The sequence below is a fragment of the Rhodococcus sp. 06-418-5 genome (genome assembly GCF_002258285.1).
Lineage (GTDB): Bacteria > Actinomycetota > Actinomycetes > Mycobacteriales > Mycobacteriaceae > Rhodococcoides.
Genome location: NZ_NOYE01000018.1, coordinates 129,900 through 142,172, shown reverse-complemented (window position 1 = coordinate 142,172; position 12,273 = coordinate 129,900). Strand labels below are relative to the sequence as shown.

The following is a 12,273-nucleotide window of genomic DNA, read 5'->3' as shown; positions in this document are numbered from 1 at the left end:
ATCAGATGTTTACGGCGTCAAGGGTTCGGCAAAACCGGCAATCGACGGACTTCGGGCGGATCATCCTGATAAAGAGCAGATGTTTACGGGTTGCGGAGTCGATCCATCTGTCGGTACGAGTCGCCGAGGTGGTCGAGATGCTTACGCATCAAATCCATGGCGGCCATCGAATCACCGGCCTCCACCACGTCGAGCAGTCCGCGGTGGTCGCTGTCGACGCACTGCCAGAAGCCCTCGGGCGCGTGATCGCGACCGAATCGGCCGGACAGGACACGGAAGACGGGAGCGGTGATGAGCTCGAGCAGCGGGTTGTGGGCTGCGCGAAGCAGGACGAGGTGGAATTCCTGGTTCTTTGCGAAGGTTTCGGGCCCCTGCACGTCGTTGGGGTCGAAGATCGTCGCGTTGAGCTGCTCGAGATGCTCGTCCGTGCGGCGGAACGCCGCGATACCTGCGGCGGGAACCTCCATCAGGTTGCGCACTTCCATGAGCTGGTCGACGGTGACGGTCTCGGCGGCGGCCATCAACGCCACACCGGTTTCCAGGTGCTCGCTGATGTGTCCGACGCTGGGGACGGCAACGAAGCTTCCCCCGGTGACTCCCCGGGTCGTCTCGATCAGATTCTGGCTGGCCAGGGATCGGAGCGCTTCACGAATGGTGCTGCGCCCGACGCCGAATTCGGCGGTGAGCTCGGCCTCGCCGGGGAGTCGCTCCCCTGGCTGCAGCTCACCGGACAGAATGCGCGTACGCAGATGTCCCGCGAGAACCGCATACGCGGGGACGCTCTTGGCCGAGCCCTTGAGCGATGCCGGTTCGGCCACTTCTCCCCCTGCTTCTCGACGACGGCTGACGATCGGCTTGAGCCTAGCCTGGCCGAACCACGGTCATGCACCGATCGCGTGCGCGGTGCCGGTTGACCCAATTTCAGCTTCATACATCAGATGTTTGCGACCGAAACTGTCCGAATCTACGCATCAAGACGCAAATACACGCCCCTTGACGGTCTATATATCTTATGTTTAGGTAGGTCGCAGCTGTTACTTAGGTCTCACCACGCCTCACACTGTGGCAGCCGACATTCCAGACCCCGGCGATACGCGGACTACATCCATTCCGTGCGACGCCGATCATCCAGCGAGGACGCAGATGCACTTACGCCGAGCCACGTCCATCATGGCAGCACTGACGCTGTCCACTGCATTGGTGGCCTGTGGATCCGATCCCGGTCCCGACGCGGACCCGGCCAACCCGGTCACGATCGACGTCACCGTCTCGGCAGCGGCCGAAATCTACAGCATCCCTTGGCTTGTCGCGCAGAAGCAGGGACTGTTCGAGAAGCACGGTGTGATCGTGGAGAACATCGTGCCGGGTAAGGGCGGCAGCGCGACCATGCGCACGCTGCTCGACGGCAACATCCCCATCGGCGAGGTCAGCTACCCGTCGATCGTGCAGGCGGACGCGGCCGGCTCCGAACTGCGCATCGTCGGCGGTGGCACTCAGGGGCCGTACCCGATGAATTTCTACGCGCTCGCCTCCAACCCCAACATCAATTCCATCGAGGACGTCCGCCGGTGGGCTTACACCCGCCCCAACTCGGCCTCCGACGCCCTCACCCGCCTCATTCCCTCTCTCGCGGGCGTCGACGCCGGCCAGATCGAGCGGGTCGCGTCCGGCGGAATCGGCGAAGGCTTCGCACTGCTCGAAGCCGGCAACGTCGATATCGCCCTCGTCCCCTCGATCGTCGCCGAACAGCGGCCCGAGGACTTCAAGCTGATCGTCAGCAGCCCCGACTACATGTCGCGGTTCCTGCAGTCGACGATCACCACGACCAAGGACTACGCCGCGAGCAACCCCGGCGTCGTGCGTGCTATCAACGCCGGCTACACGGAGGCGGTCGCGTCGATCGAGGCCGATCCTGTTGCCGCCGCGGAGATCTACGCGGCGTACACAGGATTCGACGTGGAGTCGGCCACCGCAGTGGTCGAACGCGCGTCCTCGGTCGGCACGTGGGGCGGCGGCTTCGACACAGCGTCCGTCGAATCCGCCCAGGACGGCGTGGAAGCGTCGGGGAGCGATCGCGTACCCAATTTCTGCACTCTGTTCGACCCGGAGTTCCTCGCCGAAGGAGTCGAGAACGATGTCCCCGGCGACTGCGACTCCTGACAGCAATTTCCCACCACCAGAAGGTAGCGACGTGACTCACGCAGCGACTCGACCCCGTTCCGACACCACCTCTGCCATCGCCGTCGCCTCGTCGGTGTCGCGGCGCTTCGGTGATGTGACCGCCCTCCACGAGATCGACTTGTCCATCGGTCGAGGCGAATTCGTCTCCGTCGTCGGACCGAGTGGCTGCGGTAAGTCCACTCTCCTCGAAGTGTTCGCCGGCCTACAGGATCACGACGGCGGCACCGTGCACGTCGACGGCCAACCACTGACCGGCCCTCGGTCCAAGACTGCAGTGATCTTCCAGGAATCGGCGACGCTGCCCTGGCGGACCGTCCGCGACAACGTCGCGTTCGCTCTCGAAGTTCGGGGTGTCGGGAAGAAGGAGCGTCGGTCCCGCGCCGACGAGCTCCTCGAGACGGTCGGCCTGTCCAAGTTCGGCGACCACTACCCCACCCAGTTGTCCGGCGGTATGCGCCAGCGTGTGGCGATCGCGCGCTGCCTGTCCATGGAGCCCGACCTCATTCTCGCGGACGAGCCTTTCGGCGCACTCGACGAGCAGACGCGCCTGGTCATGTCGTACGAGCTACTCAAGATTGTCGAAAAGCTCACGTGCGGAGTCCTGTTCATCACCCACAGCATCCAGGAAGCAGTACTGCTGTCCGATCGGGTGCTGGTGATGAGTGCGCGGCCCGGTCGATTCATCGATGAGGTGGACATCGACCTCCCGCGTCCACGGTCCGAGGACGTACTGGCCAGTCCCGACGCTGTCGCTCTGCACGAACGCATCTGGTCGCGGCTGCGGGACGAGGCCAAGAAGACCATGAGCATCGCACCATGAGTGCCCCCACGCGCGAGAGCACGCGCGCATCCGTGGTCCCCGGATACATCCGGCCTGCCCCCTCCAAACAACTCGGTCTCCCCGCATGGGGATGGACGGTGCTCATCCTCGTCGCGGCTCTGGTGGCCATCGACATCTCGGCACGGTTCTTCGCCTCACCCCTGGACATCGTTCCGGTGACCGACATGATCTCGACGTCGCTGGGTCTGTTGACCGATCCGGACTTCCTGATCGACGAGTTGGGCCGGACGCTGGGGATCATCGTTCTCGCGTTTGTGCTCAGCTCCGTACTCGGTGTCGCCGCCGCCTACGTGCTGTGGCGGTATGAGCTGTGGGACAGAGCATTTCAGCCGTACCTCAACGTCTACTACGCCGTCCCGACGTTCGCGCTCTACCCCATCATGGTGGTGTTGTTCGGTGCCGGTGTGGCCCCGATCGCCATCCTGTCCACCATCTTCGCCTTCGGTGTGGTCGCATTGAATGCCCGCACCGGTTTCAACTCAGTGTCGCCGATCGTCACCAAGCTCGGCACCACACTGATGCTCACGCGGTGGCAGTACTTCCGATCGGTACTGCTTCCGTATGCGCTGCCGAGCATCGTGACCGGACTCAAACTGGGGCTCTCGTACGCCGTCATCTCGGTGCTGGCCAGTGAGTTCATCCTGTCGACTCAGGGCCTGGGCCACTTCATCTCCATTGCCTACGACGGGTTCGACATCGCCGACATGTACGCCGGGATACTCATCGTGGCGCTGATCGCTCTGCTCTCGACCTCGCTGATCTCTCTCGCGCTCAACCGATTCGATTGGAGGCGCCGCTGATGAGCAGCACCTTGGACAGAGTGGCCACCGTCCCAACAATTCCCGCGAAGGTGACCTCGTCCGCGGGCCGCACCAACGCTCGACGGTTCCTTCCTCCTCTGGTCGTGGCCGTCCTCGCGGTACTGATCTGGTGGGTCGCGGCCGTTCTGGTCGACAGTCTCATCTTCCCGACGCCTGCCGAGGCCATGGCCTCGCTCGTCGAGGACCTGGGCAAGGCGGACTTCCGAGCCAATGTCGGTGACTCGCTGCGCATTCTCGTGCTCGCGTTTCTGGCCAGCACCGTCGTGGGTTCACTGCTGGGCCTGACGCTCGGCCTGAGTCCGTTCTGGACCCGTACCATCGCCCCGATCGTTTACTCGATCAACAGCATCCCGAAGATCGTGCTGTACCCGATCTTCCTGTCGTTCCTGGGTATCGGCGCATTGAGCCGGTTCGGCTTCTCCTTCTACGCCGCCTTCATCCCGATGTTCCTCGTCGCTGTCGAGGCCACGGCATCTGTCCAGAGAATCCACCTGAAGATGGCGGCGTCGCTACAGGTGAGCTGGCCCAGATTGATCCGTCAGATCGTCATTCCCGCGGTGCTTCCGACATTGGCGACGGGTATGCGCATGACCTTCGGCCTGGCGTTCCTGGGACTGCTTCTCGCCGAGATGTTCTCGTCCTCCAGCGGCATCGGATACGAACTCCTGCGTAACGTCAGCCTGGTACGCATGGAAAACATCATGGGCACGGTTGTGCTGATCCTCGTGATGGCACTGCCACCCACGATTGCGCTGCAGTGGTTGGAAAGCCGCATCACCTCGAAGTATGGAGGCCGGTAAGTAGGACTATTTTGCTCGCCCCTTGAGTTCCTTCGCGGAATCGGAGCCCATCCACCAGTTCTGGCACCGCTACTTACGTATCATTGCCGCTGACACCTCGACAACGGCCGTCACCCCAACTGCATTCTGCATGAAGCGGTCGGGTCATCGGCCGGCAGGATGCGCACAGTCTTCATCGGCCCAGTTCTGATTTCGCCCAGCCTAGGTTCTATTTGGCCCTATGAACCAAGATCGCGAAGACACAACTGTCAGTCAAGGTGGACCCGTTCACTGGGGAGAATGCCACTCTTCCGTACGCCGTCGGTAGCGTCAATCTCGCCACCAAGAGCCATGATCCGGAGTACTACCTGTAGCTCGACCCGCGGCACACCGCACCCGAGTACGTTCACCGCCATGCTCTCAACGGGCTACCTGTATCGGCCGGATTCTGATCCGTGGTTTCGGCATAGCCGTGTAAGTACTGTCGGCAACCAACTGATGCGAAGAACGACTCACGACACCTGAGTCAGACCGAGCAGAAGCATGACACGTGCACGCGTCCCCGGGCTGTCGTGCGCATTGTCCGCTGGACCAGGGCCTGTCCGAAAGTGACCGATGCCAGTTAGCGTCGAGGTCGGCATGTTCTCGAAGGCTTTATCCAGCACAGCCATGGCCATTGGGATGAGCCGCTCGATGAACGTCGCCGCGTCGATGTAGTCCCCGATCCCGATACCCAAACGTCGCAATCCCCAAGCGTCGTGTCCGCCGAGCTGGTCGAAGAGGCGGACAAGGTCGTCGGCTTCCTCCTGGGGCAGCCTCACGAGAGTCTGCAGGTGCGCAACCTGTGGTTCCTGCAACGCAATAGGCGAAAGCCCTTCGCTGTGGACAGTGTTCCGGAGAATGCGACAGACCTCGAACAGCCGATAGCCGTCGCTGCCTCGTTTGAAAAGGGCCATAAGGTTGGCGTTGCACAGCTTTTTCAGCCACTGCTTATTTTGCCAACTTGCCCGTCTACGTTCATCCTTCGGCAAAGCGTAGACGAGGTGGGCGGCCCTAGCCGCAGCGTCGAAAGCCCCGACGAGATTGGCCAGAAAGTAGTCCAGAAATTCGACCACACGGTCCGCAGTGGTGTTGGTCTGCGTCGCTGCAGATGCGATGAGCAGTTGGTCGCGGCACCGCAACATCCGGATGGTGCGTTCCCTGACCGTCTGCGCCAGCAGTGCAGGTGTGTCGTCGCCGGTCGCGCGACTGTGTTGACTGAGCTCGGAGGCCCACACCCGCCACGACGGGAGTAGTTCCTCGACTGCCAGAAGGAACGTCGAGTGCTCGTCGAATACCAGTTGCTCCGGTCCGATGACGGGGTATTTCCCCTTGCTGCGGAGGTACAGCCCGACGACCCCCACGGCCTGGGCTGCGGAATAGGGGCGCGCGTTCGTAATGTCGGTCGCCTGGCTGGACAGGATGCGCGGATTGGTGGTTGCCAGCAGATCTGCGCATATGGTGCTGCTAGCCCTAGCGACGAGAAGTTCCGTCAACCACTGCCCGGCGCTCACTCCCTCGGCTCCAGCGTCCCGCTGAGCGATCGCATCGTAGGTACTGTAGGGCGAGATCGCGTACCCGGTCCGTCGCCCCTGTCCTTCGATGGTCGAGAACTGCAGGTAGTCGTGGGCGTTGGGGGCGAGGGGGCCTGGCGGTATGACGACCCGGCCGGCGTCTGCCGGGTCGTTGGCCGTGCCGATCCAGTAGCGGTCGATACTTTCGCCCTCTGTCAGCGACCACAGAAAGATCTCCGGGTCCGGCATGTCGACCGGGGCATCGATGCTTCTATTCCACTCTTCGATCCGGCGCTGGTCCGGCGCTACGTCGAGGACGATGCGTAGCCGTCGGGCACCCTGATCGAACGGGCCAGGCGGATCGCCCGCGGCCTTGCGATGCACTGCTATCCGCGGGAAGCCCATCGACGCAACTCTCTTCTGTATCTGTCCTACGAGCCTGTTCAGACAAAAGGGTGGTTTAAGCAACGCCGACTCCACAGCACCTTCGACTACTTCACACCACTTGAATCCGAAGCGGTTTACAGCAGTCAAGACTCCACCCTGAGAAGGCTCTTGTCAGACCTCGGCACCACATCGGGATCGATCGAGCGGGTGCACGGGCAATTGAGCGGATTAAACCGGTCCCGGGTTTCTTGCCGCTCCGGTGCTTGCGACACCCGCATTGAAGCAGTCACGTCTGAGGAGCCGGAGCCCTCAGTCGACGCCCGAATGCCGCGTGGCAGCGAGCAAATGTCGGACCCCTGCCGTACGGTCGTTCAGAAGGAATAGGTGGAGGTCATGTGGACGCGGTAGGGCTTTTTGCGGGCATCGGTGGGTTGGAGATGGGTCTCAACCAGGCTGGATTTACGACGACCCTCATGTGCGAAATTGATCCTGCGGCCAGGCAAGTGCTGAACTCGCAGTTCGACGGCGTTGATACGGTGGCCGACGTTCGGAAGTTGCGTGCGCTCCCCACGAGCACCGAGTTGGTCGCAGCGGGCTTCCCCTGCCAGGACCTTTCACAAGCCGGTAGGACCGCTGGCATTACCGGTTCGCGCTCCGGTTTGGTTGGCGAGGTGTTTCGACTTATCAAACGGAAACAGGGGCCGCGATGGCTGCTGCTCGAAAACGTACCGTTCATGCTCCAACTCGACCGCGGCGCAGCGATGCACCATTTGACTCAAACGTTGACCGAGCTGGGTTACCGCTGGGCGTATCGAGTAGTCGACGCCCGGGCATTTGGGCTACCCCAACGGCGACATCGCGTCGTGTTGCTTGCTTCCCGTACCGAAGATCCCCGAGCAGTTCTGTTCAGCGGAAACGCGCGGCCGCCAACAGACCTCCTTAACGGCGATGACCCTTGCGGCTTCTATTGGACTGAAGGCAGAACCGGTCTGGGCTGGGCCGTCAACGGAGTGCCCACGATCAAATCGGGATCGACGATCGGAATTGCGAGCCCTCCCGCGGTCTGGCTGCCGGGCCGCGGCATCGTCACGCTCGGAATCAACGGCGCCGAGAGGCTTCAGGGCTTTCCGGTCGGCTGGACTCTCCCTGCGATCGACGCTGGCGCTCGTGCAGGCAGCCGATGGAGGCTGGTCGGCAATGCAGTCAGTACACGGATGTCCAAGTGGGTCGGCGAGCAGCTGATCCAGACCCACCAACTATATGACGGACAAGCCGATCTCGAAGTCACCGGTCGTTGGCCGGCAGCGGCATGGGGCGACAAAACCGGCTCGTTCATCGCTGGTGGTGTGACATCAATGTGGCCGGAAGCTCAGCCACTGGACCCTATTGAGAAATTTCTCGAAGATTCCGCACCACTGTCGCTACGTGCAACCGCAGGTTTTCTCAAGCGGGCGAAGGCTGGCTCACTGCGGTTCGCACCGAACTTCCTCGCCGAGGTCGAAGACCACCTCGACGCCATGACGACGACGGGCATGACAGCGTGACTTTCGGTCCAGACATCCTCGCGCGTACGTTGTCGGGCCCCAACGTCGAGGATAAGCAGGGCCAGTGGTGGCAGTACAACTCACGAAGCGACCATCATTCAAAGGTTGCTTGTTGGGCCGTTCTCTTCGATCTGCTCACCTCTTCATCTCTGATGCGAGCACACGCCGCAGAGGGCAAAGTTGCGTTCGGGATCAACCGAAAACTGAACGATTGGACTTCGAACAGAACGAAGAATCTCGATCTGGTCGTCGCCCGAACCAGCGAGGAGGAAGGAGCGAAAACCGTCGACCTAGGTACCATGGCGGACAAGTTCGGAATAAAGCTGACAGCGGCCGAACAGACAAGGCTCGACGGACTCCCCACCAGCCCTATCGGTGTCGCCGGGTCTGTTGTCCTCGTTGCACTAGAGGCTAAGGCGACCATGACCGCCCATATTCGAGCTCTGCCACGGCTGCACGACGAACTGACGTCCAGCTTTCAGACAATTCACGGCGACAGCAATAATGCTCTTGCTGTTGGTCTTTCGATCATTAATCATGCGAACACTTTTGTGAGTAGCGACCTGAACAAGATCCCCGGTCACCGAGTCGTGAGCACCCATAATCAACCCAAAGACACCGAACGAACGATCGCCAAGATCGAGGAGATCCACCGGCGGTCCGGTTCGCACGATGGTCAACGAGGCTTCGACGCGCTCGGCATCATCGTCCTGGACTGTAAGAACGACGGCAGTCCGGTCACGCTGGTGACGAACCCACCCGCACCGCAACCGGGCAACCAGTTTCATTACGCCAATATGATCAACCGAGCCGCCCAGGCGTACGACTCAAGCTTTCGGCACGTCTAGAGAAGCTGCTGCCGAATTCGGCACCGATCCCGGGGTCGGATTACGAAATCTGGCGATGATAATTTGGAAGGCCGTCCACACGAGCGCGCAGTTCAGCAGAATCCGTCCACGCCTGTTCGACGGAGGCAGGTAAAAGGCACTTAAACCTTTCAAGATCGCACTCGCAATAATGTCGACCTTGAAGTCGAGGTGCCCGATTGGAGCGGTTGTTCTCATGCCCCAGTCTTGTTGATCGCGCGCCGCATTCCTACACGCTTAGCTTGGGTAAACGGTCAGCACGGTTGCGACCGCAACGAGTAGTACCGAGCGACGATGTTTCAAAGATGGGCTCTACGGGGAGAAACAGACCTCTCCGGTCGCACTTCAACCAGACCTGAGACACACCCCATCCGTTTTGTCTAAGTGCGCCACACGAACTAACTCGGGGCACCCGCAGTCGTACCGTCTGGTACGGTTTATGTCTCTGCGACAACATGGAGGCACACGAAGTGCGTATATGCACGCACCGGGTCGGTCTGACGACGCCCCGATGCAGGATGCCAGGCATGGCCGAGGCACAGCCCATCCTTGCCTGGGTTTTACACCTCGATCCCGTTTCATTATGAGCGAACTCCTGCCGAACCTCGACGCGTTGGTTTCTGCGTTGCCATCAGACGCCAAAGGCGACGACGCACGCGCCCTCGCTGCCGTCGCACAGCTGGCGACTACCGAAGCCGAGCTTGACACCCACCTCCTCACTGTCTTACATCAGTGGGTGGGCCATGAGTAAAGCTTCTGCCCCGGCTCTGGTCTGGTTGGAAATACGCGGCTTTCGGTCCTTCGGTTCCGACATTCGCCGGATGGATTTATCCGCACAATTGGTTGTGATACACGCGGGAAACAGCCAAGGTAAAACTAGTTTCGCCGAAGCAATTGAGTTTCTACTGACAGGTCGATCTAGCCGCAGGGATCTGTTCGGGGGAGCAAAGGCCGAGTACAACGGAAGTCTGAGGAACGCTCACCTCGCCGATGAAGACGACCGAGTTTGGGTGGCAGCAGGTATTCGCGATCAGACCAGCGGCGTCGTGCACGAAGTTCGCCGAAACCTCACGGCTGACTTTGCCGGCGCGGCTGATTGCACTTCGCAACTTACAATCGACGGGGTCCCCAGCAACGAATTACCCGGCTACGGGCTCCTACTCGGCGACGGTGTAATGGGCGCGCCCGTCCTACTCCAGCACACGCTGCGTTACGTTTTATCCACTGAGCCCAAGCAGCGGGCGGCGTACTTCAAGGCCCTGCTCACTCTCACCGATCTTGATTTACTCCGTCAACGTATTGCAATCCAGCGAGCAAAATTCGAGCCGGCTCCTGACGGCCCGGCAGTCGCCGCGTTGCGAAACGTGACCCATCCCGCCATGTGTGAGGTGATCAACAAGGTACTCGCCATAGATCCAACATCTGAATCCAGTTATACCGAGATTGTTTCACTCCTGCTGTCAGCTGGTCGGGAGCTAGCGCCTGATGCTACGGATCTTATAGAGTTAAGCGCAGCACTGGCGAATATAGTCGCTCGGGAGAAGGACCATATTTTCCCGCTATCCGCGTTCTCCCGGCCATCTACAGTACTGCCCGTACCAGAGACTCTGGACACGACTGCGTACTCGAAGGCAATGAAAAATGTGGACCAGAACCTAGCCACCCTCTTGCCGGTTCTCACTGCTTTGCTGGCGGTTCCGAAATACGAAACTCTAGATCAGGTGGCAGACTGCCCAATCTGCGCTACACCGAATTCATTGACGCCTGAACGTATTTCAGTTCTAAAACAGAGCTTGCTAAACGGAGACGAAATCAACTCGGCGGTCCGGTCCACGCGGATAGACATATCGACAGTCCGTCAGGCTTGGAAGTCTTGGCGGACGGAAGTAGCAGAATCCGCGCCAAAGGCTGGGACGTGGGACGAGGCGGCGATAGAGACTGCGGCCGCCAAGATTAAAGCCTTGTTGGGCAAGGAGCGACCAGAACTAGGCGCGGCCATTGAATGCGCACACAAAATTGTACGGGAGCAAAAAACTCTTCTCTCGCTAATAGATACTTTCGACCATTCCATGCAACAGCTTGAAAAAGACGTGGAACGTCACGCCGCGACTCTGGCTGACATCTCAGTTCCGCGACGAGACATCGAAAAGCAAACCGAAGTGCTAGATCTGCTCCTCCAGCGTAGCGAGCCTCTAACAGATTTGCGTGACCTCGTCAAAGCTGCTTTACAAAGGGTACAGCCTATGGACGGGGCCGCTGCCCTCCTGAAGGCAGTTGATCTTGCCCCCAACGTACTAGGTGAGCTGCGCACGGCCAATAACCGAAGTGTGCTGGTCAAACGCTTGAACACCGTCGACCGCGTCCTTAAGAAAGCATCGAGCAATGTACTCGATGCAAGGTTCACTGAGATGAGCAGCACCATCGAACGCTGGTGGCTGACTATCCGCCCAGGCGAACTTGTGGGTTTTGCTGGGGTCAAGCGCCGGGCAGCAGGTGCGGTATTCGTGAACCTGGTCGCGGCCCTACAGCCCCAATCGCAGGCTGATGCGGTCGAACGCGATGCGTTGGGGGTATACAGCGATTCGCAACTCAACGCGCTAGGTCTATCGACTTTCCTTGCGCGAGTCCAGCTCACGGGTGCACGTGCGGTAATTCTCGATGATCCGATACCCGGTAGTGACGGAGATCACCGTCTGACGTTCGTTCAAAACACTATTGGCGACCTTCTTCGCAATGGGCGACAGGTTATCCTGACTACCTACGATCCGAAGCTTGCTGACTGGGCAGCTAGTACTCATACGGACATCGACCCCCTGACGTACGATCTAAATTTGCTCGACGTCATCTCTGGCACCGAACCTACGCAGACATCCGATGCGTTCAGTAGGTTCATGTTGCAGGCCGAGGACAACCTGAATGCACCGACCGCAGGAGGCAGACGAGCTGCATGCAACGCCTACCGGTCAGCGGCTGAACGCCTCGCGAAACAGATAGTTGCTACTAACCGGTCAGAGGCCGGTATGGCCACAGCAGTGTCCGATGTGGAGAACGAGGCGACCCAGCTTGGAGACCTCGTCCCCTTGGTGAGAGGGTTCGCCGTCACAGACGATGAGGCCGGAAAGTGGACCGTGCTGCCTAAGGTGCTGAATCCCGGCAGCCACGACGATGACGTGCCCTCAACTCTTGAACTTAAGCAAATCCGGGGCAATCTAAGAACGTTCAACAAGAACCATCAAAAGAGGTGGCCCGATGGGCTTCTTCGCTGATCGAGCGAAATTCGCTCCACATAGCAAAGACCACC

Annotated in this window: 9 protein-coding genes; 7 read left to right on the top strand and 2 right to left on the bottom strand. The window is 60.3% G+C overall.

The annotated features are described in order from the left end of the window. Positions 1–83: 83 nt before the first annotated feature. Positions 84–818: a FadR/GntR family transcriptional regulator gene (locus CH274_RS16565; RefSeq protein ID WP_094658148.1), complete on the bottom strand. Its 735-nt coding sequence runs from the start codon at positions 816–818 to the stop codon at positions 84–86. 352 nt (positions 819–1,170) lie between these two features. On the opposite strand from CH274_RS16565, the gene CH274_RS16560 reads away from it, so the two are divergent. From CH274_RS16560 to CH274_RS16545, 4 genes are all read left to right on the top strand, one after another. After that, positions 1,171–2,160, top strand: coding sequence for an ABC transporter substrate-binding protein (locus CH274_RS16560; RefSeq protein WP_256993612.1), 990 nt, complete (start codon positions 1,171–1,173; stop codon positions 2,158–2,160). A 76-nt stretch (positions 2,161–2,236) separates the two neighbouring features. After that, on the top strand, positions 2,237–3,001 hold the full coding sequence (locus CH274_RS16555; protein ID WP_373453934.1) for an ABC transporter ATP-binding protein: 765 nt from the start codon (positions 2,237–2,239) through the stop codon (positions 2,999–3,001). Beyond that, complete coding sequence (locus tag CH274_RS16550) at positions 2,998–3,822, top strand: ABC transporter permease (RefSeq protein ID WP_094658145.1); 825 nt, start codon at positions 2,998–3,000, stop codon at positions 3,820–3,822. The genes CH274_RS16555 and CH274_RS16550 overlap by 4 nt, the downstream gene beginning before the upstream one ends. After that, the gene (locus CH274_RS16545) at positions 3,822–4,643 is read left to right on the top strand and encodes an ABC transporter permease (RefSeq protein WP_094658144.1); all 822 of its coding nucleotides are present in this window, start codon (positions 3,822–3,824) and stop codon (positions 4,641–4,643) included. Before CH274_RS16550 ends, CH274_RS16545 begins: the two co-directional genes overlap by 1 nt. A 491-nt stretch (positions 4,644–5,134) precedes the next feature. On the opposite strand, the gene CH274_RS16540 is transcribed toward CH274_RS16545, so the two are convergent. Continuing rightward, positions 5,135–6,709, bottom strand: a complete 1,575-nt coding sequence (locus CH274_RS16540) for a hypothetical protein (protein WP_179275782.1) — start codon at positions 6,707–6,709, stop codon at positions 5,135–5,137. 248 nt (positions 6,710–6,957) lie between these two features. Between CH274_RS16540 and CH274_RS16535 the strand changes: the two genes are divergently transcribed. The 3 genes from CH274_RS16535 to CH274_RS16525 all read left to right on the top strand — a co-directional run bounded on the left by CH274_RS16535 (position 6,958) and on the right by CH274_RS16525 (position 12,238). Beyond that, positions 6,958–8,106, top strand: coding sequence for a DNA cytosine methyltransferase (locus CH274_RS16535; protein ID WP_256993610.1), 1,149 nt, complete (start codon positions 6,958–6,960; stop codon positions 8,104–8,106). After that, positions 8,103–8,954 (top strand): hypothetical protein, encoded by an 852-nt coding sequence (locus CH274_RS16530; RefSeq protein ID WP_179275781.1) that lies wholly within the window; start codon positions 8,103–8,105, stop codon positions 8,952–8,954. The genes CH274_RS16535 and CH274_RS16530 overlap by 4 nt, the downstream gene beginning before the upstream one ends. A 761-nt stretch (positions 8,955–9,715) precedes the next feature. Beyond that, entirely contained in the window at positions 9,716–12,238 is a 2,523-nt protein-coding gene (locus tag CH274_RS16525; protein WP_094658141.1) for an AAA family ATPase, read from the top strand. Positions 12,239–12,273 lie beyond the last annotated feature (35 nt).